The organism is Streptomyces sp. SCPE 10, assembly GCF_051980735.1.
GTDB lineage: Bacteria > Actinomycetota > Actinomycetes > Streptomycetales > Streptomycetaceae > Streptomyces > Streptomyces misionensis.
Genome location: NZ_CP197069.1, coordinates 1,689,311 through 1,710,418 on the forward strand (window position 1 = coordinate 1,689,311; position 21,108 = coordinate 1,710,418).

Below are 21,108 nucleotides of genomic sequence, written 5' to 3' on the forward strand. Positions count from 1 at the left end.
CGGAGGTGTTTTCCAGGTGAAGTGCCCGGTCACCCAGGGGTGTGGATCATCCACATCCCGGGGCGGTCCAGCGGGCGGAAGCCCAGCTTCTCGTAGACCCCGTGCGCGTCCTCGGTGGCGAGCAGGATGCGGCGCACGCCGTACGGGCGCAGGTGGTCGCGGATGCCCGCGACGAACGCGGTGCCCACGCCCTTGCCGCGCACCGAGCGGTCGACGTAGACGTCGGCGAGCCAGGCGAACAGCGCCCGGTCGGTCACCACCCGGGCGTACGCCACCTGCGCGCCCGAACCCGTCTCGTACACCCCGAAGTTGAGCGAGGACGCCATGGCCTGTTCGTGCGTCTCGCGGGGGCGGTCCATCGCCCAGTAGGTGTCGGTCGACAGCCAGCGGTGGACCAGGCCGACGTCGACGCGCGCGGTGTCGCCGGAGAACTCGTAACCATCGGGGAGTCGGGGTGTCTCGCTCATCGCGCGATGATCGCAGGCGCGGGCCGCCCTGGCCACCCCGCTATCGCGCCTCTTCCCAGGCCGCCCGCAGCCGTCGCACCCCGTCCGTGATCTCCCCGGTGCCGGCCACCGCCGCGAAGCTCAGCCGCACGTACGGGCCGGGGGGTTCGGCACTGAAGTAGGGGCGGCCGGGGGTGAGGGCCACGCCCGCGCGCAGGGCGGCGGCGGACAGGGCCGCGTCGTCGGTGCCTTCCGGCAGCCGCGGCCAGAGGTGGTAGCCGCCGGACGGGACGTGCGGCAGGGCGAGTTCGGGCAGGTGCAGGGCGAGCGCGCGCGTCATCGCCTCGCGGCGCAGCCGCAACTCCTCGGCCAGCGTGCGCAGATGGCGGGTCCAGGCCGGGGAGCCGACCAGTTCCAGCGCGGCCTCCTGGAGCGGGCGGGGCACGAAGAAGGTGTCCACCACCTGGATGGCGCGCAGCCGCTCCAGCACCGGTCCGTGCGCGGCGAGCGCGCTCACCCGGAAGCTGGGCGAGGTCGCCTTGGTCAGCGAGCCGACGTGCACCACCACGCCGTCGGGGTCGTCGGCGGCCAGCGGGCGCGGCAGCGGGCCCGCGTCGGCGTGCACGAGGCGCCGTACGAAGTCGTCCTCGATGACGAAGGCGCCGGCCGCGCGGGCGATGCGCAGCACCTCGAGGCGCCGGTCGGCGGCCAGGACCGCGCCGGTCGGGTTCTGGAACAGGGGCTGGCAGACGAACACCCGGGCGCCGGTGGCCCGGAAGGCGTCCGCGAGCAGGTCGGGGCGGACGCCGTCGCGGTCCACCGGCACCGGGACCGGGCGCAGTCCGCCCGCGCGGGCGAGGGCGAGCATGCCCGGGTAGGTGGGCGACTCGACCAGCACCGGGGCGCCGGGCGGGGCGAGCGCGCGCAGGGCGGTGGCCAGCGCGGCCTGGCCGCCCGCCGCGATCAGCACGTCGGCGGCGCCGACCGCGCCGCCGATCTCGCGCGCGAACCACTCCCGCAGCTCCGGCAGCCCCTCCAGCGGCGGCCGGGCCCAGGCGCCGGGGCGCCGGCCCGCGCGGGCGAGCGCCGCCGCCATGGCCCGCTCCGGCTGGAGCGAGGGATGGAGGTAGCCGCCGTTGAACTCCAGCACCCCGGGCGGCGGCGCGGCCAGCGAGACCGTGACCCCGGAGGCGTCCACGGTGCGCGGTACGAGATCGGCGCTGCCGTCGGCGCTCAGCGCGACCTCCTGCCAGGAGGTGTCCCCGGCCGGTTCCCGCTCGGCGCGCGGCCGGGCCCGGAAGGCACCGGCGCCGGGCCGGGTGACGACCAGGCCCTCGGCGGCCAGCTGGGCGAGGGCCCGCGAGACGGTCACCGGGCTCACCCGGAACCGCTCGACCAGCGCCCTGCTCGACGGCAGCTTCTCACCTGTCGAGTAGCGGTCCAGCTCCCTTCGCAGCCGTTCCGCCAATTCACCCACACTGCTACGCTCTTGCATGAAGACACAGAGTAGCGCTATCGATGCCGGGCCGATAGCAGTCACCGCTCCCCCGGAGCGCCGGGTGCTCGGCACCGCGCTCGCCGCCCTCGGCGTCGCCTCCTTCTCCCTCACCTTCCCGGCCACCGCCTGGGGCCTGGAGGGCTTCGGCCCCTGGTCGCTGGTGACCGTGCGCAGCGTGCTGGCCGCGCTGGTGGCGGGCGGCGCCCTGCTGGCCCTGCGGGTACGGCTCCCCGAGCGGCGCCACCTCGGCGCTCTCGCCGTCGTGGCGCTCGGTGTGGTGCTCGGCTTCCCGACGCTGACCACGCTCGCCCTGCGCACCTCCACCACCGCGCACGCGGCCGTCGTGGTGGGGCTGCTGCCGCTGACCACGGCCGTCTGCTCGGCGCTGCGCACCGGACACCGTCCCTCCCGCCGGTTCTGGTGCGCGGCGGTGGCGGGCGCGGTCGCGGTGCTGGCGTTCACCGTGGTGCAGAGCGGGGGCGCGCTCACCGCCGCCGACGGCTATCTGTTCGCCGCCCTGCTGGTGTGCGCCGCCGGGTACACCGAGGGCGGGCTGCTGGCCCGGGTCATGCCGGGCTGGCAGGTGATCGGCTGGGCGCTGGTGCTCTGCCTGCCGCTCACGCTGCCGGCCGCCGCGCTGGCCCTGTCGTACGAGCCGGTCCACCTCACCGCGCACGGCGTCGCCGGGGTGCTGTGGGTGGCGCTGGGCTCCCAGTTCCTCGGTCTGGTGGTCTGGTACCGGGGCATGGCGGCCATCGGGGTGCCCCGGGCGAGCCAGTTGCAGTTGGCTCAGCCCCTGCTCACACTGGTGTGGTCGGCGCTGCTGCTGGGCGAGCACTTCACGGCGGCCGCTCCCCTGACCGCCGTCGCCGTGCTCGTGTGCATCGCCGTCACCCAGCGGTCGTGATCGTGAGGAGGGCCGGGAGATGCGTGCGTCCAAAGGCGACCACCTTGTCCAGCACGGCAGGGTGGTCGGTCAACACGACCAGGAATCCGAAGTCGTCGAAGTGATGGGACAGGAGGGCAACCCGCCCTACCGGGTCCGTTTCCAGGACGGTCACGAGGCGATCATGTCGCCCGGACCCGACTGCCAGGTCAAGCACAAGGAAGAACCGCAGCGGTAGCTCAGCGGGGCGGGCTCGCCGGTCGCGTGTAGTGGTCCGCGACCACGCGGCGCATCGCCCCGATGGGGTCGTCGGCCATGTCCTGGGCGGCGAAGAACAGGTGCCCGCCGACCTGTGGTCGCCGGGCGGCGAGCGTGAGGTGCCGGGACAGCTCCGCCGGGTCCTGCCAGGCCGCCGGCCGCCCGTCGGCGCCCGCGGCCCCGGCCCGGTACAGGGCCTCGCCGATGTAGAGCCGGGTCCCGGTGCCGTCGACTTCCCTCGCCCACCAGTCGAGCAGCGTCGTGTAGTCCGCCCCGGTGGCGCCGATCTCCCAGTAGAGCTGGGGCGCGACGTAGTCGATCCAGTGCTCGCGGACCCAGCGGCGGGTGTCCGCGTACAGGTCGTCGTACGTCTGCGCGCCCGCGTCCGTCGCGGAGCCGCGCGGGTCGGTGGTGGCGTTGCGCCACACCCCGAAGGGGCTGATCCCGAAGCGGGTGCCGGGCCGGACCCGTCTGATCGCGGCCGCCATCTCCGAGACCAGCCGGTCGATGTTGTTCCGCCGCCAGTCCGCCCGGCTCGCGAAAGCGCCGCCGTGGCGGTCGTAGGCGTCGTCGTCCTCGAAGGTCTGCCCGTCCTCGGGATAGGGGTAGAAGTAGTCGTCGAAGTGGACCGCGTCGACGGGGTAGCGGGCGACCGCGTCCAGCATCGCCCGCTGGACGAAGGCGCGGACGGCGGGCAGGCCGGGGTTGTAGTACAGCTTCCCGCCGTACGGCACCGCCCAGTCGGGGTGTGTCCGGGCCGGGTGCGAGGGGGCGAGCAGGCCCGGGTCGGTGTGGTTGGCGATGCGGTACGGGTTGAACCAGGCGTGCAGCTGGAGCCCCCGCGCGTGGGCCTCGCGCACGGCGGTGCCCAGCGGGTCCCAGCCGGGGTCGCGGCCCTGGGTGCCGGTGAGGAACTGCGACCAGGGCTCGTACGGCGAGGGCCACAGGGCGTCGGCGGTCGGCCGCACCTGGAGGATCACCGTGTTCAGCCGGTTGCGCACCGCCCGGTCGAGGTGGGCGATCAGCTCGGCGCGCTGGGCGGCGACGCCGAGGCCCGGACGGGAGGGCCAGTCGCGGTTCTCGACCGTCGCCATCCACACGCCCCGCATCTCGATGGCGGCACGGGCGCCGGGCGCGCCGGTGGCCCCCCGCACGCCCCGGGCGGTCGGCACCGCCGGTGTGGCCCCGGTGGTCGCCGCCGCGCACCCGCCCGCCGTCAGCGCCGACACCGCCGCCAGGGTGAAGGCCCGGCGTGACATGGGTCCCATCCGCACATCCCCTTACGCTCGGGATCCGCATGATCACGGATCGTCCTCCTGGCGAAGAATGCCCGCACCCACGCGATCGATCATCGATACTTCGCGGTAACGTGCACGATCGGAGCAGGCGCCGAAACCCGGAGGTCTGCGAGCAGAGCCGGAGAACCAGCGAAGGGGACGATGTGACCTTCCCATCGGGAGATATCGAGCGCGTCGGAGTCGTGGGCTGCGGCCAGATGGGCGCCGGCATCGCCGAGGTGTGCGCCCGGGCCGGCCTGAACGTGAAGGTCGCCGAGACCACCGGCGAGGCCCTGGAGATCGGCCGTACCCGGCTGTACAACTCCCTCTCCAAGGCGGCCGAGCGCGGCAAGATCTCCGAGGAGGAACGGGACGCCACCCAGGCCCGGCTCGGCTTCACCACGGACCTCGGCGAGTTCGCCGACCGTGACCTGGTGATCGAGGCGGTCGTGGAGAGCGAGCCGGTGAAGACGGAGATCTTCCAGGTGCTCGACCAGGTGGTGACCCGCCCGGACGCGATCCTGGCCTCCAACACCTCCTCCATCCCGCTGGTGAAGCTCGCGGTCGCCACCTCGCGCCCGGACCACGTGGTCGGCATCCACTTCTTCAACCCTGCCCCGGTGCAGCAGCTGGTCGAGCTGATCCCCGCGCTGACCACCTCCGAGGGCACCCTCAGCCGCGCCCAGATGTTCGCCGAGAAGGTGCTCGGCAAGCACGCCATCCGCGCCCAGGACCGCTCCGGGTTCGTGGTGAACGCGCTGCTGGTGCCCTATCTGCTCTCCGCGATCCGGATGTTCGAGTCGGGCATCGCGAGCCGCGAGGACATCGACAACGGCATGGAGATGGGCTGCGCCCACCCGATGGGCCCGCTGAAGCTGTCCGACCTGATCGGCCTGGACACCATCGTCTCCATCGCCAACTCGATGTACGCCGAGTACAAGGAGCCGTTGTACGCCGCTCCCCCGCTGCTCCAGCGCATGGTCGAGGCGGGCCGCCTGGGCCGCAAGACCGGCTCGGGTTTCTACACCTACGGCTGACCGCGCGGCCACGGGCCCCGCGCCGGGATCCCGGCGCGGGGCCCGTGTGCTTTCCGGCCGGTTGGGGCGGTGCGGCCGTGCCGCCGCCGGGGACGAGGAGCGGGAGGACCGGCTGTTCAGTCCTCCGTGACGCGGATGATCGTCTTGCCCCGGGCACGGGTGGCCGGGGCCAGCGCGGCGGGTGCCTCGGCGAGCGGCCGCACGGCGTCGACGACCGGCGTGAGCCGGCCGTCCCGCACCCGCGCGGCGAGATCGGCGAGCCGGGCCCGGTCGGGTTCGACGACGAAGAAGACCGCCCGCCCGTCCTCGGGCCGGACCCTGGGCGGCATGGCGATGGTGACGAGCGTGCCACCGGCCCGGACCAGGGCGGCAGAGCGGTCGAGGACGTCGCCGCCGAGCACGTCGAAGACGACGTCGGCCTCCCCGGCCTCCTCCAGCCGCTCGGTCTCCAGGTCCAGGAACCGGTCGGCGCCCAGGGCGAGCGCCCTGTCCCGGTGGGCGGACCGGCCGGTGCCGACGACACGGGCGCCGGCCTCGCGGGCGAGCTGCGCCGCGATCGAGCCGACCGCGCCCGCGACACCGTGGATCAGGACGGTCTGACCGGCGGCCAGGCGCCCGTGGTCGAACAGGCCCTGCCAGGCGGTCAGCCCGGAGACCGGCAGCGCGGCGGCCACGGTGTGGTCGATGTCCGCGGGCAGCGGCGCGAGGTTGCGGGCCTCCACCGCGACGTACTCGGCGAGCGCGCCGTCACGGGCCCAGTCGGCCAGGCCGAACACCCGCTGCCCGACGCTCAGGCCCGTCGTGCCGTATCCCAGTTCCGTGACGACCCCGGACAACTCGTGCCCGGGGACGCTCGGCGTCCGGTCGCGGCCGGCGCGGTCGGTCCAGGTGGCCGGCCAGTCCAGCTCGCCGGGGGTGAACCCGCAGGCGTGCACCCGTACGACGACGTCGTTCTCGGCCGCGTGCGGGTGGGGCAGGTCCGTCAGGGACAGCCCGGCGAGACCGGCCTCGCGGTCTCGGACGGTGATGGCGTGCACAGGGGCTCCTCGGTGGGCGTCGTTCCGTCGTGTGTTCTCATCAAGGAGTGCTTCCGCACCCGGCGCGGCACGGAGGGGGTCATTCGGCCCAGTCGGAGCCCTTGACGACCTCGACGAAGTCGCCGCGGCGGAAGCCGGGCAGGAAGTGGGCGAGGACGTCGGCCTTGACGTTGCCGAACGTGGTGTCCGGGCGGTCCCTGACGCCCTCGGTGAACGCGGCGAGGATCCGGTTCTTGAAGTCGGGACGGGGATGGGCGGCGACCACCGCGGCGCGCTGCTCGTCGGAGACCGCGTGGTAGCCGATGCCCAGGACGTCCAGTTCCACCCCGCGGGTGACCAGGGCGATCTCGGGTGCCATGTGCAGCGGGATCTCCACCGTGGTGTGCAGGGCGATGGCGGTCCACACCCGGTCGGCCGGCTCACCGGTGATGCCGTGGGCCTGGAGGAAGCGGCGGGCCTCGTCGGCGCCGTCGATCTCGAAACGCCGGTCGGTGCGGCGGAAGCGCCGCGTCAGCCCCAGGTCGTGGAACATCGCCCCCACGTAGAGCAGCTCGGGGTCGAAGTCCAGTTTCTGCTCGGCGCCGCGCAGTGATCCGAACAGGAACACCCGGCGCGAGTGGTCGAACAGCAGGGGCGAGGCGGCCTCGCGCACCAGCTCGGTCGCCTCCCGCGCCAGGGCGCTGTCCGGAATCCGCACACCTGCGATCGTCTCGCTCATCGGGGTCTCCTCTTCTCGGCACCGGTATCCGTGGGCTCCCTCCACCCTCGTGCGTGCCGTAGGCTGCCGCCATGTCTGTCCAGCCACGTGAACCACACATTCGGACATGACGCACCGGATCGCCTTCCTCGTGTTCGACGGTGTGACCCTGCTCGACGTCAGCGGTCCCCTGGAGGTGCTGCACCAGGCCTCCCGGCTCGGGCACGCCTACGACTGCACCCTGGTCTCGCCCGACGGCGGCGACGTCGCCACCTCCAGCGGGCCGGTGCTCGCGGCCACCACCGCCGCGGCCGATGCCGGGCCCTTCGACACCCTCCTGATCGCCGGGTCCGACCACCTCGCCGAGCCGGGCCCCCCGGGGGAACTGCTGGCCGCGGCCGGTCCCCTCGCCGCCCGGGCGGCACGGGTCGCCTCCGTGTGCACCGGCGCCTTCGTCCTGGCCGCGCTCGGGCTGCTCGACGAGCGCAGGGCCACCACCCACTGGCGCCACGCCCGCACCTTCGCCCGCCGTCATCCTCGGGTGCGCGTCGAACCGGACGCCCTGCACATCCACGACGGCCGCTACCTCACCTCGGCGGGCATCAGCGCGGGCATCGACCTGGCACTCGCCCTGGTGGAGGACGACCACGGTCCCGACGCCGCCCGCGCCGTCGCCCGCGAGCTGGTCGTCTTCATGCAGCGCCCCGGCGGCCAGTCCCAGTTCTCCACCGCGCTGGCCACGCCCGCCGCGCGCAGCGGCCTGCTGCGCACGCTGGCCGACTCCGTGCTCGCGGACCCCACCGCCGACCACAGCCTGTCCGCCATGGCCGCGTCCGCCGCCGTCAGCACCCGGCATCTGACCCGGCTGTTCCGCACCGAACTGCGCACCACCCCCGCCCGCTGGGTCGAGCGCGTGCGTCTCGACCGGGCCCGGCAGCTCCTCCTGGACGGGCACAGCATCACCGCCGCCGCCCGGTACAGCGGTCTGGGCAGCGACGAGACCCTGCGCCGCGCCTTCGCCCGCCACCTGGGCACCACCCCCACCGAGTACCGCAAGCGCTTCGCCACCACCCGCGAACAGGCGCCGCCGCCCTGACGGGCCGACGAGCCCAGGCCCGATCACGCACAGCGACAGCCGACGTGCCCGGCACCGGAGGCGGTGCCGGGCACGCGCGTTTCACACACCGTGTGCGCGCCGGGCTCGCAGACACCCGGCGCACACGCTCCCCTCGCGCCCACCAGGCGAGTTCACTCTTCATGCACATGCAAGGGGGCGCGGAACGTCCCCTTCGACTACGGAAAGGAGTGGACCCGTGACCACCGATCCGGAGCATCCCGTGGTCCATGGAGAACTCGCAGAGTTACGGCGCCGACTGGACGTGGCCTACGCCAGGGTCGAGGGCGGGCTCGCGTTACTCGGTCACCGCACCGAGGAGACCGCCAAGGAGCTGGACGAGCTGAACTCCCGGATGGTCTCGCTGGAACACGCGCGCTGGCCGCTGCCCTCGCTCGCCGCGCTGACCGCGCTCGGCGCGCTCGTGGTGACCGTCTGGCAGGCGCTGCGCGCCCACTAGCCCCCCTCGGCGAGCCTGAGATGGTGCAACAGCAGTAGGGCGGCCGCCATGTTGGCGGCCGGGACCTCCCCGCGGGCGATCAGGTCGGGGACGAGTTTGAGCGGGACCCACTCCCGGCGGTCCGACTCGAAGTCGTCCACGGGATGCCCGGTGTACTCGCCCTCGTCGGACCAGTAGATGTGGTGCCGGGCGTCGGTGAGGCCGTTGGACGGCTCCACCGTCATCAGGTGGTGCAGGGGCCCCGGCCGCCAGCCGGTCTCCTCCTCCAGTTCCCGGGCGGCCGCGGCCCTGACGTCCTCGCCGTCCTCGACGACGCCCGCGGCGAGTTCCCAGCCCCAGCTGTCGGTGATGAAGCGGTGCCGCCACAGCAGCAGCACCTCGTTGGCCTCGTTGACGACCGTGGCCACGGCCACCGGACGCATCCGGATGAGGAAGTGGTCGAGGTGCCGGCCGTCCGGCAGCTCGACATCTGCGAGATTGACGCTGAACCAGCGGTTTTCATACACCGTTTGTTCGTTCTGCTTCGTCCACTGCACGGTTCTGCCACCTTTCGCCGATTAGGTGGCAATATCGCAGCAGAGGCGGTGCGCCCACAGGGGCCCTACAGCGGCACGCGCAGCGCCCCGTCGATGAGTTCGGCGGCTTCCGTGGTGCCCGGCGAACCGCAACGTGCCAGGTGTTCGCGCACCGCGCGCAGCCGGTCGCGCAGCCGCTGGGACTCCATTCCCCGCGCCTGTTCGGCCATTTGTACGGCGGTGGCCACGGCCTCCTCCGTGTTGCCCTGGCGCAGTTCGATGGTGCTGAGCATGGCGAGCCGGTGCACTCTTCCCCGGTCGTGCGCGGGGTTGTCCACGGCCGCCGCCGCGTGCTCCCGGGCCGCGCCGAGTTCCCCGAGGCTCAGGAGCGCCTCGGCCACCTGGACGTTGACCAGGCCGGGCTGCACATAGCCGGTCTCGTCGGGTTCGTGTCCGCGCCGGATGCGTTCGGCGGCGGTCTCCGCGCGCCGGATGCAGCCGAGGGCGCTGCCCGCGTCCCCCAGGTGCGCGTACGCCTTGGCCTGCATCGCGTACAGGTCGGAGGCGAGCGCGGGGGTGATGTGCCGGCCGGCGGTGCGCAGCGCGGCCTCCGCGAAGGCCACCGACTGGCGGTACTCCCGCATGAACAGCGACTGGTTGACCAGCAGCGCTATCACATAGGCGCCGAGGCCCCGGTCCCCGCTGGCCTTGGCCAGCCGCAGCGCCTGGTGGAAGTAGCGCTGGGCGAGTCCGTGCGCGTCGGAGTCGTAGGCGCAGATGCCGGCGATGGCGACCAGTCCGCCGGTGGCGCGGTGCAGCTGGCGTCCGGTGGCGTCGGTGTAGCCGCCGCGCAGCAGCGGGGCCGCCTCGGCGTTGAGGAAGCCGACGATGCGGGTGCGGGTCGCGACGCCCCCGGCCTTGCGGTACATCTGCTCGTAGTGGGTGCGGGCCGCGCGCAGCGTCTCGATGTCGGCGGCCGTGACCCGGTGCCGGCCGCCGCGGGAGACGTCGGTGTCCTCGGGCGGGTTCTCCCACTCCCACACCGGCATCACGGCGGGGGTGCCGGTGACGGCGGGGGCGCCGAGCACATGGGGGCGCTGCTGTTCGTCGGAGCGCCACAGGGCGGTGGCCCGTTCCACGAACCCGGACAGCGAGCCGGTGGCCGCGGTGCCGGGCCGGCCGGGCACGCCGAGGCCGATGTCGTCCAGGGTGACGGGCCGGTGCAGCCGGGCGGCGAGCACCTCGCAGATCAGGTCGGGCACCTGGCCGCGTGGCCGCTGGCCCTTCAACCAGCGGGCCACGGCGGTGTGTTCGTAGCGGAGCGCGATTCCCCGCGCGCGGCCGGCCTGGTTGACATGGGCGGCGAGACCGGCGTGCGAGATGCCCGCCTCGTCCAGGATGGCGTCGAGCAGAGTGTTGGGCTGCATGGGATGACCCCCGAGTGCCTGGTGCCGCCAGCCTAGTCGCCCCGCGTTCACACGGGGTGTGAACCGAGCGCCCGTGCCCGGGGGGTGCGCGCGCTGTCGCGGCGCGCGTCCGCATCGGTTGACCGGTATTCCTCGCATGAGGCCCGCCAGACCACCGGCTCCCCCTCGAACAGCGGTGGTCTGGCGGGGAGGTCAGCGGTGCGTGGTGGTGACCGGTCGTACGGTCCCGCACACCATGGCGGTGGGCCCGCGCTCGTTGCGCAGCACCAGGAGTGCCACGTCGTCGGTGGGCGTGCCGCCGGTGTGGCGCAGCAGGGCGGTGAGGAGGGTGCGCAACACCCGCTGCGGCGAGGCGGGTTGGTCGCGTACGGCGGCGCGCAGTACGTCCGGCAGGGCGAAGAACCGGCCCCGGGCGTCCCGGGCGTCCTCCGCTCCGTCGGTGTACAGGACCAGGGACTCGGCGGGCCCCAGCTCACCGCAGGGGCGCGGCGCCAGGTCCGCGGGGAGCGGGAAGGGGCCCAGCGGGGGCAGCGGTTCGGCGTGGGTCAGGGGCTCGACGGTGGTGCCGCTGAGCCGGTAGGGCCAGGGGTGGCCGCAGTTGAGGGCGGTCAGCTCGCCGCCGGCGCCGATCTCCAGGAGCAGCACGGTGACGAACTCCTCGGCCACCGGGTGGTCGGGGTCCGGGGCGCCGGTCGCGGGGTGTTCGGCGCGGGCCCGTTCCCGCAGGTGGCGGGCGAGCGCGCGCTCCAGTCTGCGCAGCACGCCGGTCAGTGCGGGCTCGTCGTGGGCGGCCTCGCGGAAGCTGCCGAGGAGGGCGGCGACGGTGCCGAGCGCGGCCAGCCCGTGCCCGCGCACGTCGCCCATCACCACCCGCACCCCGTGCTCGGTGGCGATGGCCTCGTACAGATCGCCGCCGACACTCGCGCCCCGGTCGGCGGACATCTGCACGGCGGCCACGTTCAGCCCGTCGAGACGCGGGGGCGGGGGCCGCAGTACGACGCTCTGCGCGACCCGGGCCGCCCGCCGGGCGAGCCGCAGCTCGCGCAGCAGGGTGCGGCGGACATGGAATATCAGGCCGGTGCCCACGGCGAAGAACACGACGCTGGTGACGATGCGGGCGCCGAGCCCCTCCTGCCGGGCGAGCGGGCAGCCGAACTTGTAACCGACCGCCAGCGCTCCCCAGATCGTGGGAAGTACGGCTCCTCGCGCGGTGGGCGCCCGCGCCTTGATGCGGATCATGCCTCGATCCCCCATGGAGAGTCCCTGACAGAGCAGACGGACCGACCCCGAAAGGCCGGTCCGATTCTGTCGACGGCCCGGCCCGGACGGCCCTTCTCACCTCCGATGACCACCCGAACGAGTGAGAACGCGCAGGTGAGGATGGATTTATGCAGGACGTGACGGCCCGTCAGGACACCCGTCAGAACCCGGGCATGAGAAGAGCGGCCGGCCACGGAGGAGTCCGCGGCCGGCCGCTCTGGGGACCGGGTGGGTCAGCCGCGCAGTACGGCTCCGGTGCGCTCGCCCGCCAGGGCGACCGCCGCGTCCCGGGCCGCCGACGCCTCGTCCACCGTCAGCGTCCGGTCGGGGGCGCGGAAGCGCAGCGCGTAGGCGAGCGACTTGCGGCCCTCGCCCAGCTGCTCGGCGTTCTCGTAGACGTCGAACAGGCGGATGGACTCCAGGAGTTCACCCGCGCCGGCGCGCAGCGCGGCCTCGACCTCGGCCGCCGACACCGGCTTGTCGACCACCAGGGCGACGTCCTGCGTGGCCACCGGGAAGGTGGAGATGCCCGGCGCCATCGGGATGCCGTCGCCGGCCTCCTCCAGGGCGTCCAGGTTCAGCTCCATCGCGCAGGTGCGCTCGGGCAGGCCCAGGGCCTTGAGGACGCGCGGGTGCAGCTCGCCCGCGTGGCCCACGACCCGCTCGGCGCCGTCGGCCACCACGATCAGCTCGGCGCAGCGGCCCGGGTGCCAGGGGCCGTACTGGCCCTTGCGCACCACGAGTTCGGCACCGGCCTCACGGGCGATGGTGCGCGCGGCCTCGATCGCGTCGGCCCAGTCGGCCGGGCGGCCCTTGCCCCACCAGCCGGCCTGCTCGCGGGCGCCGGCGAGGACCACCGCGGCGTGCCGGGGCTGCTCGGGCAGCGCGGCGTTCAGTGCCGCGATCTCCTCGTCGGTGGGACGCCGGTCCACCGGCAGGTGCACGGCGGCTCGGCGCTCCTCGCGCGGGTGGAAGACCAGCCCGGTCTCGAACAGGGCCAGGTCGTGCGAGCCCCGGCCGTCGTTGCGCCGCAGCGCGCCGAGCAGGCCCGGCAGCAGCGTCGTGCGCAGCGCGGGCTCCTCGTCGCTGAGCGGGTTGACCAGCTTGACGACCCGGCGGGCCGGGTCCTCGGCGGCCAGACCGAGCTGGTCGAAGACCTGCTCGCCGACGAACGGGTAGTTCGGCGCCTCGACGTAGCCGGCGCCGGCCAGCGCCCGGCCGATGCGGCGGTGCAGCCGCTGGCGGCCGGTCAGACCGCGGCCCGCGGGGGGCCTGGGCAGCGTGGAGGGCAGGTTCTCGTAGCCCTCCAGGCGGATCACCTCTTCCGCGAGGTCGTTCGGGTCCGTCAGGTCGGGCCGCCAGGACGGCACGGTGACGATCAGCTCGTCCTGACCGTAGACGTCGCAGCCGACCTCCTGGAGGCGGCGCACGACGGTCTCGCGGCCGTAGGCGACGCCCGCGACCTTGTCCGGGTGGTCGGCCGGGACAGTGATGGTGTGCGGCGCGGAGGGCGCGATGACCTCGGTGACGCCGGCCTCGGCGGTGCCACCCGCGAGCAGCACCAGCAGGTCCACGGTGCGCTGCGCGGCGGCGGCCGCGGCCTGCGGGTCGACGCCCCGCTCGAAGCGGCGGGAGGCCTCGGACAGCAGCTTGTGGCGGCGGGCCGTGCGCGCGATGGAGACGGCGTTGAAGTGGGCCGCCTCGATCACCACGTCGGTGGTCGCGTTCTCCACGTCCTCGGTGTGGTCGGCGATCTCCGTGTTGGCGCCGCCCATCACGCCCGCGAGGCCGATGGGGCCGCGCTCGTCGGTGATGACCAGGTCCTCGGCGTGCAGCTTGCGCTCGACGCCGTCGAGGGTGACGAGCTTCTCGCCCTCCTGCGCGCGGCGCACGCCGATGGTGCCCTGGACCAGCCTGCGGTCGTAGGCGTGCAGCGGCTGGCCCAGCTCCATCATCACGTAGTTCGTGACGTCGACGGCGAGCGAGATCGGGCGCATGCCGACCTTCTGGAGCCGGCGCTGGAGCCAGATCGGGGAGCGGGCCTCGGGGCGCAGCCCGGTGACGGTGCGCGCGGTGAAGCGGTCGCAGCCGAACGGGTCGGCGACCTGGACCGGGTAGCCGTACGCGTTGGGCGCGGGCACGTCGATCAGGGCGGGGTCGCGCAGCGGCAGGCCGTAGGCGATGGCGGTCTCGCGGGCGACGCCGCGGATGGACAGGCAGTCGCCGCGGTTGGCGGTGACGGCGATGTCCAGAACCTCGTCGACCAGCTCCAGCAGCTCGATGGCGTCCTTGCCGACCTCGGTCTCCGGCGGCAGCACGATGATGCCGTGGGTGCCGTCGTCGCCCATGCCCAGCTCGTCGGTGGAGCAGATCATGCCGTGCGAGACCTTGCCGTAGGTCTTGCGCGCGGAGATCGAGAAGCCGCCGGGCAGGGTGGCGCCGGGCAGCACCACGACGACCTTGTCGCCGACCGCGAAGTTGCGGGCGCCGCAGACGATCTCCTGGGGCTCGCCGGTGCCGTTGGCCTGGCCGACGTCGACGGTGCAGAAGCGGATCGGCTTCTTGAAGCCCTCCAGCTCCTCGATGGTCAGCACCTGGCCGACGACCAGGGGGCCCTTGAGGTCGGCGCCGAGCTGCTCGACCGTCTCGACCTCGAGGCCGGCCGAAATGAGCTTGGCCTGGACGTCACGGCCGGTCTCGGTGGCCGGCAGGTCGACGTACTCCCGCAGCCAAGAAAGCGGGACCCGCATCAGATCTCCATCCCGAAGGGCCGGGTGAACCGGATGTCACCCTCGACCATGTCTCGCATGTCTTCGACGTTGTGGCGGAACATCAGCATCCGCTCGATGCCGAACCCGAAGGCGAAGCCGCTGTACTTCTCCGGGTCGACGCCGCAGGCGGTGAGCACCCGCGGGTTGACCATGCCGCAGCCGCCCAGCTCGATCCAGCCCTCGCTGGAGCAGGTGCGGCAGGGCCGGTCGGGGTTGCCGACGGACTCGCCCTTGCAGACGTAGCAGAGCATGTCCATCTCGGCGCTCGGCTCGGTGAAGGGGAAGAAGTTCGGCCGCAGCCGGGTCTTCATGCCCTCGCCGAACAGCGACTGCACCATGTGGTCCAGGGTGCCCTTGAGGTCGGCCATGGTCAGGCCCTCGTCCACGGCGAGCAGCTCGACCTGGTGGAAGACGGGCGTGTGGGTGGCGTCCAGCTCGTCGGTGCGGTAGACGCGGCCGGGGCAGATCACATAGACCGGCAGCTCACGGTCGAGCAGCGAGCGGATCTGCACGGGCGAGGTGTGGGTGCGCAGCACCACCCCGGACTCGGCGCCGCCGTCGGGGCCCGCCACGAAGAAGGTGTCGGCCTCGCCGCGGGCCGGGTGGTCGGGGCCGATGTTCAGGGCGTCGAAGTTGAACCACTCGGCCTCGACCTGGGGGCCCTCGGCGACCTCGTAGCCCATGGCCACGAAGATGTCCTCGATGCGCTCCGACAGCGTGGTCAGCGGGTGGCGGGCACCGGCCTGGACGCGGTCGTAGGGCAGCGTGACGTCGACGTCCTCCTCGACCAGCACCCGGGCGTCGCGCTCGGCCTCCAGCTCGGCCTGGCGCGCGGCGAGGGCCTTGTTCACCGCGCCGCGGGCCATGCCGACGCGCTTGCCGGCCTCGGCCTTGGCGTGCGGGGGCAGGGCGCCGATCTCGCGGTTGGCGAGGGACAGCGGGGACGCCGGGCCGGTGTGGGCGACCTTGGCCTCGTGGAGCGCGTCGAGGGAGTCCGCGGCGGCGAAGGCGGCGAGCGCCTCGTCCCGCATGCGCTCGATCTCTTCCGGTTTCAACGCCTCGACCTCGACAGGGTCGTACGACTTATTGGGTGCCGACATCTCTTCCCGTGCTTCCGATTGTCCTTGTCCCCCAGCTGTCGCTGGGCGGTGCCCCCTGCGGATGGTCCCCGTCACCGACTCGCGAGGGCCGCGTGAAGGACACAAAGGTGCCAAAGGCCGAGTCTAACGGGGTGGAACTGTCCGAAGAGCCCGTGGGCCCGCTACGCGAGATACGCGGGGGCGCTCACGGGCAACGTAAATCGGAACTCGGCGCCGCCGCCGCGGGCGCGGCCGACCGTGATGGTGCCGCCGTGGGCCTCGACGATGCCCTTGACGATGTACAGCCCGAGCCCGGTGCCACCGCGCTTGCTGCCCCGCCAGAAGCGGGTGAAGACGCGGTTCATGGACTCCTCCGGGATGCCGGGCCCCTCGTCGCTCACCGTGACCGACGTGCCGGTGTCCTCGCCCTCGCGGGGGGACGCCGTGGGCGTGACGTCAATGGTGACGGTTCCCGCGCCGTGCCGCACTGCGTTTTCCAGCAGGTTGCTGAGCACCTGGTCGATCTTGTCGGGGTCGGCCCACAGGTCGGGCAGCGGCTGCTCGATGCGCAGCAGGAAGCGTTCGGCGGGCTGGCCCGCGGCGACGTACGCCTGGATGTGCCGGGAGACGGCGGCCCCTATGTCGACGGGCTGGCGGCGCACCTCCAGGCGCCCCGAGTCGATCCGGGAGATGTCCAGCAGTTCGGCGATGAGCCGGGTGACCCGGTCGGCGTCCGCGTCGACGGTCTCCAGCATCAGCCGCTTCTGGTCGTCGGTGAACCGCTCCCACTTGGCGAGGAGGGTGGCGGTGAAGCCCTTGACGGAGGTCAGCGGGGAGCGCAGTTCGTGGGCGACGGTGGCGATCAGCTCGGCGTGACTGCGTTCGGTGCGGCGGCGGGCCTCGGTGTCCCGCAGGCAGACGACCAGGCGCTGGACGGGGCCGAGGGGTTCGGCGCGGACGTAGCGGGCGGTGACGAGCACCTCCCGGCCGCCGGGCAGCAGCAGATTGCGCTCGGGCTGCCGGGTCCTGGTGGAGAGGCCGCCGTAGGGGTCGGTGAGCTGCCACCAGCGGCGCCCCTCCAGGTCCTCTAACGGCAGCGCCTTCTCCAGCGGCTGCCCGAGGGCGTCGGCGGCGGGTACGGCGGTGATGCGCTCCGCGGCCGCGTTGAACCCGACGACGCGCCCGCGCTCGTCGGCCACCACCAGGCCGTCGGGGAGCTGGTCGGGGTCGAGCCCGCCCGCAGCGCACACGGACGCGGGCGCGCCCCGCGCGTCCGGTCGCTCCGGCCCGGTGCTCGTGCCGGCCACACTCATCCCCGTACCCCACCTCTCATACGGCGCACGGCCCCGAGCTGGCCACCCTACTCGCTCCGGGTGACGCGGCGGCACCCTCCGTGGGCGCGCTGCGCGCGGGCCGAGGCGTACAGGCAGACCGCGGCGGCCGTGGCGAGGTTCAGGCTCTCGGCCTTGCCGTGGATGGGGACGCGCACGACGGCGTCGGCGAGGGCGCGGGTCTCCTCCGGCAGTCCCCAGGCCTCGTTGCCGAACACCCATGCGGTGGGGCCGCCCATGGTGCCCTTGTCGAGTTCCTCGTCCAGGTCGCGGTCGCCCGCGCCGTCCGCCGCGAGGATGCGCACCCCGGCGCCCTTGAGCCGCTCGATGGCCTGCTCCACGGGCACGCCGACGGCGACCGGCAGATGGAACAGCGAGCCCACCGAGGCGCGCACGGCCTTGGGGTTGTACAGGTCCACGGAGGCGTCGGTGAGGACGACGGCCTCGGCGCCCGCGGCGTCGGCGCAGCGCAGCACGGTGCCGGCGTTGCCGGGGTCGCGGACATGGGCGAGCACGGCCACCAGCTTGGGGCGGACGGCGAGGATCTCCTCGAAGGGGGTGTCCAGGAACCGGCAGATGCCGACGAGCCCCTGCGGGGTGACGGTGGTGGAGATGTCGGCGATGACGTCCTCGGACGCCAGGTGCACCCGTGCCCCCGTGTCGCGGGCCTCGCCCACGATGTCGGCGTAGCGCTCCGCGGCCTCGACGGTGGCGAACAGCTCGACCAGGGTGGCCTGCCCGCCCTCCCGGTGCGCCGCCGCCTCCCGTACGGCCTGCGGTCCCTCCGCGAGGAACAGCCGGTCCTTGCCCCGGAAGTTCCGCTTGGCCAACCGCCGCGCGGCGGCGACACGGGCGGAGCGGGGGGAGATCAGCTCGGGGCTGACGGGGGGCATGCTCTTCTTCTCTTTCCGGAGAGTTCTTCGCTTTGTCGTACCGGCCGAGTGCGGCGCCCCGTCAGGGACGCGGGGAACTGGGCGGGCAACGACGACGGCCCGCGGCCGGACCATCCGCGGCGGGCCCCAACGACAGGACCCGCAAGCCATACAGCCTGCGGGTCCGGCGTTCTCGGCTGAAGCTCAGCGCGGCGTCACGCGGCCTTCGGCGCGTTCACGTCCGACGGCAGCGCCTTCTGCGCGACCTCGACGAGCGCGGCGAACGCGTTCGCGTCGTTGACCGCCAGCTCGGCCAGGATCTTGCGGTCGACCTCGACGTTCGCGGCCTTCAGACCCTGGATGAAGCGGTTGTAGGTCATGCCGTTGGCGCGGGCAGCGGCGTTGATGCGCTGGATCCACAGCTGACGGAAGTCGCCCTTGCGCTTCTTGCGGTCGTTGTAGTTGTAGACCAGCGAGTGGGTGACCTGCTCCTTGGCCTTGCGGTACAGGCGCGAACGCTGACCGCGGTAGCCGGAGGCCTGCTCCAGGATCGCCCGGCGCTTCTTGTGGGCGTTGACTGCCCGCTTGACGCGTGCCACTTGTTAACTCCTTGTAGCGGGGTCGTGGGGGTCTTCACACGACCCGGAAACGATTGGGTCCCGGTCCAGACGCGCGGCGCTCGACGAGCGCCGGGGCGTCACTTGCCGAGAAGCTTCTTGATCTTCGCGGCGTCGCCCGGGGCCATCTCGGCGTTGCCGGTGAGGCGACGCGTCACGCGGGACGACTTGTGCTCAAGCAGGTGGCGCTTGCCGGCGCGCTCGCGGAGCACCTTGCCGGAGCCGGTGACCTTGAAGCGCTTGCTGGCACCGCTGTGCGACTTGTTCTTCGGCATAGCGCCGTTCTCTCCTCGTCGGTGGCGCTCCGGTGCCCGGTCACGAAAACCGGGCACGGTGGAGCGTCGCTCTTGTTTCGGTTACATCCTCGGGAGCCGTGGGGCTCCCCGGGATCACGCCTCGGCAGGCTCCTCGGACGGCGCCTCAGCCTCGGCAGGGTTCTGCGACTTGCCGGGGTTCGCCTTCGCGTCGGCCTTGCGGGCCTCCTGCGCCTGGCGGGCCTCGGCCATCGCCTCGGTCTTCTTCTTGTGCGGACCGAGGACCATGATCATGTTGCGGCCGTCCTGCTTCGGGTTCGACTCCACGAAGCCGAGGTCCTGGACGTCCTCCGCGAGGCGCTGCAGCAGTCGGTAGCCCAGCTCGGGCCGGGACTGCTCGCGACCACGGAACATGATCGTGATCTTGACCTTGTCGCCCTGCTTGAGGAACCGGACGACGTGACCCTTCTTGGTGTCATAGTCGTGCGGGTCGATCTTCGGCCGGAGCTTCATCTCCTTGATGACCGTGTGCGCCTGGTTCTTGCGCGCCTCACGGGCCTTCATGGCCGACTCGTACTTGAACTTCCCGTAGTCCATGAGCTTGCACACGGGCGGACGGGCGTTCGCCGCGACCTCGACCAGGTCCAGGTCGTACTCCTGCGCAAGCTCCAGTGCCTTCGCGAGCGGCACGATGCCGACCTGCTCGCCACTGGGACCGACAAGTCGCACCTCGGGAACGCGAATCCGGTCGTTGATGCGGGGCTCGGCGCTGATGGATCCTCCTCGGTAGCACCACGCGACGGCCTGGCGGACTGCCGCGTAACGTCTGGTTACGTCAGACCAACCGCGCCGAAGCAGAAAAAATGCCCCGGACGATCACAGGCGGGGCTCCTTGTCACCGGAGCACCGACGCGATGAACGCGGGGCGCACAATCGGGCGACTCCATCGTCCGTACGGAACGATGGCGGCCGCCTGACCGGATGACCCGCCGTCCCGGAGGGCGGTCGGGTGGGAGTTCGGAGCCTCCACTTGTGGGCCGAACACACTGATGGCGTCCGACCGGTCGTCTACCAGGTTAGCAGGATCGCTTGACAAGCACGAATCCGGATCCCGTAAGGGGGAAGCCGTCATGCGCCTTAAGGTGTGGGCATGAGTGAGACCCCTCCTGAGAATCCCGACTTCGACGCGATGACGCGGGACATCGCCGAGGTCCCCGCCGTCGAGGTGATCGTGACGGTCGCCGTCAACCTGATGAGCGCCGCCGCCGTGAAGCTCGGGCTGAGCGAGGAGGGCGACACGTACAAGGACCTGGACGAGGCCCGCAAGCTGATCACCGCGCTCGCCGGCCTGCTGGACGGCGGCGCGACCGAGATCAGCTCCTTCCACGCGGCCCCGCTGCGCGACGGGCTGAAGTCGCTCCAGCTGGCCTTCCGCGAGGCGTCGATCGTCCCGGACGAGCCGGGCCAGGGGCCGGGCGAGAAGTACACCGGCCCGGTCTACCGCTGACCCGTTCCTTCCCGTTCCTTCACGTACAGGGGCTCGCCCGGAGGCGTCGTCCCGGCCGGCAGCAGTGCCAGGTCGAGGCCGCGCACCAGGCGGGCCCTCAGTGTCTCGTCGGCCGCGAGCCGGCCGGCCACCGAGCGGGCGGTCTCGGCGGGCGGCGCGGACGCGTCGAGGACGAGCGCGAGGACACCGTCGGCCTGTCCGGGACCGAGGTGGGCGCGCAGCACCCCGGGCTCCGCCGCCACCGCCGTGCGCACGGCCTCGACGACGGCCGGGTCGGTGAGCGGGTCGGTGCTGGTGCGGCCCTCGGCGAGGGCGAGCAGCGCGGGCCCGGTCAGCTCGAACGGCACGGGTCCGGCCAGGTCCAGCACGACCGTGTCGGCCTTCTCGTGCGCGGCCGCCTGGAGCGCCTGGTGCAGGGGGACGGCGACCGGGCGGGCCGCCGGGTCCCAGCGGGCGAGGGAGTCCGTGGAGGTGAAGGCGGGCAGCGCGGTCCGGTTCCCGGCCTTCAGGGTGGGCACGGCCATGTCGCTGGTCTTCTCGCGACGCAGCCCGTTCTCGTCCTGCTCCACCTCACCGAGCACCGCCACCACGGGCACCAGCAGCCGGGCGCCCTTCAGCGCCTCCAGGACCGGGCCGACGGCGGTGCGGTCCTCGGCCCACGCGGCGAGCGCGGCACCGAGCCGGGGGTCGGCGGAGCCGTCGTCGTCGGAGTAGCCGGGGTCGGGGATGTTCTTGTTCGCCACGGTCACCGACCCTATCGGGGCA

General features: G+C 73.0%; 22 protein-coding genes. 6 read left to right on the top strand and 16 right to left on the bottom strand.

Translation table 11 applies throughout. From position 1 onward, the window contains the following. Positions 1 to 29 precede the first annotated feature (29 nt). Together ACSP97_RS07935 and ACSP97_RS07940 are read right to left on the bottom strand one after the other, a co-directional pair. Positions 30 to 467: a GNAT family N-acetyltransferase gene (locus ACSP97_RS07935; protein ID WP_355149838.1), complete on the bottom strand. Its 438-nt coding sequence runs from the start codon at positions 465 to 467 to the stop codon at positions 30 to 32. A 40-nt stretch (positions 468 to 507) separates the two neighbouring features. After that, positions 508 to 1,941 (bottom strand): PLP-dependent aminotransferase family protein, encoded by a 1,434-nt coding sequence (locus tag ACSP97_RS07940; RefSeq protein WP_440556900.1) that lies wholly within the window; start codon positions 1,939 to 1,941, stop codon positions 508 to 510. On the opposite strand from ACSP97_RS07940, the gene ACSP97_RS07945 reads away from it, so the two are divergent. Further along, the gene (locus ACSP97_RS07945) at positions 1,940 to 2,851 is read left to right on the top strand and encodes a DMT family transporter (protein WP_355328321.1); all 912 of its coding nucleotides are present in this window, start codon (positions 1,940 to 1,942) and stop codon (positions 2,849 to 2,851) included. The genes ACSP97_RS07940 and ACSP97_RS07945 overlap by 2 nt on opposite strands. Before the next feature lie 19 nt (positions 2,852 to 2,870). Continuing rightward, positions 2,871 to 3,068 (top strand): DUF1918 domain-containing protein, encoded by a 198-nt coding sequence (locus ACSP97_RS07950; protein ID WP_355328319.1) that lies wholly within the window; start codon positions 2,871 to 2,873, stop codon positions 3,066 to 3,068. Between the two features lies 1 nt (position 3,069). Here the strand turns inward: ACSP97_RS07950 and ACSP97_RS07955 are convergent, their stop codons facing one another. After that, a complete protein-coding gene (locus ACSP97_RS07955) occupies positions 3,070 to 4,356 on the bottom strand; it encodes a glycoside hydrolase family 10 protein (protein WP_440556902.1) in 1,287 nt (428 codons plus the stop codon). 227 nt (positions 4,357 to 4,583) lie between these two features. Here ACSP97_RS07955 and ACSP97_RS07960 point away from each other — a divergent pair, with 227 nt between their 5' ends. Beyond that, complete coding sequence (locus ACSP97_RS07960) at positions 4,584 to 5,402, top strand: 3-hydroxybutyryl-CoA dehydrogenase (RefSeq protein WP_440558382.1); 819 nt, start codon at positions 4,584 to 4,586, stop codon at positions 5,400 to 5,402. 116 nt (positions 5,403 to 5,518) lie between these two features. Here the strand turns inward: ACSP97_RS07960 and ACSP97_RS07965 are convergent, their stop codons facing one another. Both ACSP97_RS07965 and ACSP97_RS07970 read right to left on the bottom strand, forming a co-directional pair. Continuing rightward, a complete protein-coding gene (locus tag ACSP97_RS07965; protein ID WP_355525354.1) occupies positions 5,519 to 6,439 on the bottom strand; it encodes an NADP-dependent oxidoreductase in 921 nt (306 codons plus the stop codon). Positions 6,440 to 6,518: 79 nt separating this feature from the next. Then, positions 6,519 to 7,157, bottom strand: coding sequence for an HD domain-containing protein (locus ACSP97_RS07970; RefSeq protein ID WP_358274773.1), 639 nt, complete (start codon positions 7,155 to 7,157; stop codon positions 6,519 to 6,521). Positions 7,158 to 7,263: 106 nt separating this feature from the next. Here ACSP97_RS07970 and ACSP97_RS07975 point away from each other — a divergent pair, with 106 nt between their 5' ends. Together ACSP97_RS07975 and ACSP97_RS07980 are read left to right on the top strand one after the other, a co-directional pair. Further along, positions 7,264 to 8,232: a GlxA family transcriptional regulator gene (locus ACSP97_RS07975; protein ID WP_440556905.1), complete on the top strand. Its 969-nt coding sequence runs from the start codon at positions 7,264 to 7,266 to the stop codon at positions 8,230 to 8,232. A 217-nt stretch (positions 8,233 to 8,449) separates the two neighbouring features. Then, positions 8,450 to 8,710, top strand: coding sequence for a hypothetical protein (locus tag ACSP97_RS07980; protein WP_070030185.1), 261 nt, complete (start codon positions 8,450 to 8,452; stop codon positions 8,708 to 8,710). Here the strand turns inward: ACSP97_RS07980 and ACSP97_RS07985 are convergent. The 10 genes from ACSP97_RS07985 to infC all read right to left on the bottom strand — a co-directional run bounded on the left by ACSP97_RS07985 (position 8,707) and on the right by infC (position 19,610). Further along, entirely contained in the window at positions 8,707 to 9,246 is a 540-nt protein-coding gene (locus tag ACSP97_RS07985; RefSeq protein WP_355155776.1) for an NUDIX domain-containing protein, read from the bottom strand. The two genes, ACSP97_RS07980 and ACSP97_RS07985, sit on opposite strands and share 4 nt — an antisense overlap. A 65-nt stretch (positions 9,247 to 9,311) precedes the next feature. Beyond that, the gene (locus ACSP97_RS07990) at positions 9,312 to 10,652 is read right to left on the bottom strand and encodes a transcriptional regulator (protein ID WP_355155774.1); all 1,341 of its coding nucleotides are present in this window, start codon (positions 10,650 to 10,652) and stop codon (positions 9,312 to 9,314) included. Between the two features lie 192 nt (positions 10,653 to 10,844). Beyond that, positions 10,845 to 11,891 carry a PP2C family protein-serine/threonine phosphatase gene (locus ACSP97_RS07995; RefSeq protein ID WP_355525348.1) on the bottom strand — a complete coding sequence of 349 codons (1,047 nt, stop codon included), beginning with the start codon at positions 11,889 to 11,891 and terminating at the stop codon, positions 10,845 to 10,847. Positions 11,892 to 12,145: 254 nt separating this feature from the next. Continuing rightward, positions 12,146 to 14,662 (bottom strand): phenylalanine--tRNA ligase subunit beta, encoded by a 2,517-nt coding sequence (pheT, locus tag ACSP97_RS08000; RefSeq protein WP_440556909.1) that lies wholly within the window; start codon positions 14,660 to 14,662, stop codon positions 12,146 to 12,148. Then, on the bottom strand, positions 14,662 to 15,783 hold the full coding sequence (gene pheS / locus ACSP97_RS08005; protein WP_355154332.1) for a phenylalanine--tRNA ligase subunit alpha: 1,122 nt from the start codon (positions 15,781 to 15,783) through the stop codon (positions 14,662 to 14,664). The genes pheT and pheS overlap by 1 nt, the downstream gene beginning before the upstream one ends. Positions 15,784 to 15,944: 161 nt before the next feature. Then, on the bottom strand, positions 15,945 to 17,075 hold the full coding sequence (locus tag ACSP97_RS08010; RefSeq protein ID WP_355154330.1) for a sensor histidine kinase: 1,131 nt from the start codon (positions 17,073 to 17,075) through the stop codon (positions 15,945 to 15,947). 47 nt (positions 17,076 to 17,122) lie between these two features. Further along, complete coding sequence (locus ACSP97_RS08015; protein WP_440556911.1) at positions 17,123 to 17,986, bottom strand: TrmH family RNA methyltransferase; 864 nt, start codon at positions 17,984 to 17,986, stop codon at positions 17,123 to 17,125. A 194-nt stretch (positions 17,987 to 18,180) separates the two neighbouring features. Beyond that, complete coding sequence (gene rplT / locus ACSP97_RS08020) at positions 18,181 to 18,564, bottom strand: 50S ribosomal protein L20 (RefSeq protein WP_030381833.1); 384 nt, start codon at positions 18,562 to 18,564, stop codon at positions 18,181 to 18,183. 98 nt (positions 18,565 to 18,662) lie between these two features. After that, the gene (gene rpmI / locus ACSP97_RS08025; protein ID WP_004933563.1) at positions 18,663 to 18,857 is read right to left on the bottom strand and encodes a 50S ribosomal protein L35; all 195 of its coding nucleotides are present in this window, start codon (positions 18,855 to 18,857) and stop codon (positions 18,663 to 18,665) included. Positions 18,858 to 18,971: 114 nt separating this feature from the next. Further along, a complete protein-coding gene (infC, locus tag ACSP97_RS08030; RefSeq protein ID WP_106981816.1) occupies positions 18,972 to 19,610 on the bottom strand; it encodes a translation initiation factor IF-3 in 639 nt (212 codons plus the stop codon). A gap of 376 nt (positions 19,611 to 19,986) precedes the next feature. On the opposite strand from infC, the gene ACSP97_RS08035 reads away from it, so the two are divergent. After that, complete coding sequence (locus ACSP97_RS08035) at positions 19,987 to 20,343, top strand: DUF1844 domain-containing protein (RefSeq protein WP_146463712.1); 357 nt, start codon at positions 19,987 to 19,989, stop codon at positions 20,341 to 20,343. Here the strand turns inward: ACSP97_RS08035 and ACSP97_RS08040 are convergent. Beyond that, the gene (locus ACSP97_RS08040; protein WP_355154326.1) at positions 20,334 to 21,086 is read right to left on the bottom strand and encodes an SseB family protein; all 753 of its coding nucleotides are present in this window, start codon (positions 21,084 to 21,086) and stop codon (positions 20,334 to 20,336) included. The two genes, ACSP97_RS08035 and ACSP97_RS08040, sit on opposite strands and share 10 nt — an antisense overlap. Positions 21,087 to 21,108: the final 22 nt, after the last annotated feature.

What these genes read in the sequence shown, in the direction of transcription:
- ACSP97_RS07935 (WP_355149838.1), bottom strand. Translation starts at nt 467, where the DNA reads ATGAGCGAGACACCCCGACTCCCCGATGGTTACGAGTTCTCCGGCGAC.
- ACSP97_RS07945 (WP_355328321.1), top strand. Translation starts at nt 1,940, where the DNA reads ATGAAGACACAGAGTAGCGCTATCGATGCCGGGCCGATAGCAGTCACC.
- ACSP97_RS07940 (WP_440556900.1), bottom strand. Translation starts at nt 1,941, where the DNA reads ATGCAAGAGCGTAGCAGTGTGGGTGAATTGGCGGAACGGCTGCGAAGG.
- ACSP97_RS07950 (WP_355328319.1), top strand. Translation starts at nt 2,871, where the DNA reads ATGCGTGCGTCCAAAGGCGACCACCTTGTCCAGCACGGCAGGGTGGTC.
- ACSP97_RS07955 (WP_440556902.1), bottom strand. Translation starts at nt 4,356, where the DNA reads ATGGGACCCATGTCACGCCGGGCCTTCACCCTGGCGGCGGTGTCGGCG.
- ACSP97_RS07960 (WP_440558382.1), top strand. Translation starts at nt 4,584, where the DNA reads ATGGGCGCCGGCATCGCCGAGGTGTGCGCCCGGGCCGGCCTGAACGTG.
- ACSP97_RS07970 (WP_358274773.1), bottom strand. Translation starts at nt 7,157, where the DNA reads ATGAGCGAGACGATCGCAGGTGTGCGGATTCCGGACAGCGCCCTGGCG.
- ACSP97_RS07975 (WP_440556905.1), top strand. Translation starts at nt 7,264, where the DNA reads ATGACGCACCGGATCGCCTTCCTCGTGTTCGACGGTGTGACCCTGCTC.
- ACSP97_RS07990 (WP_355155774.1), bottom strand. Translation starts at nt 10,652, where the DNA reads ATGCAGCCCAACACTCTGCTCGACGCCATCCTGGACGAGGCGGGCATC.
- ACSP97_RS07995 (WP_355525348.1), bottom strand. Translation starts at nt 11,891, where the DNA reads ATGATCCGCATCAAGGCGCGGGCGCCCACCGCGCGAGGAGCCGTACTT.
- pheT (WP_440556909.1), bottom strand. Translation starts at nt 14,662, where the DNA reads ATGCGGGTCCCGCTTTCTTGGCTGCGGGAGTACGTCGACCTGCCGGCC.
- pheS (WP_355154332.1), bottom strand. Translation starts at nt 15,783, where the DNA reads ATGTCGGCACCCAATAAGTCGTACGACCCTGTCGAGGTCGAGGCGTTG.
- ACSP97_RS08010 (WP_355154330.1), bottom strand. Translation starts at nt 17,075, where the DNA reads ATGAGTGTGGCCGGCACGAGCACCGGGCCGGAGCGACCGGACGCGCGG.
- ACSP97_RS08015 (WP_440556911.1), bottom strand. Translation starts at nt 17,986, where the DNA reads ATGCCCCCCGTCAGCCCCGAGCTGATCTCCCCCCGCTCCGCCCGTGTC.
- rpmI (WP_004933563.1), bottom strand. Translation starts at nt 18,857, where the DNA reads ATGCCGAAGAACAAGTCGCACAGCGGTGCCAGCAAGCGCTTCAAGGTC.
- ACSP97_RS08035 (WP_146463712.1), top strand. Translation starts at nt 19,987, where the DNA reads ATGAGTGAGACCCCTCCTGAGAATCCCGACTTCGACGCGATGACGCGG.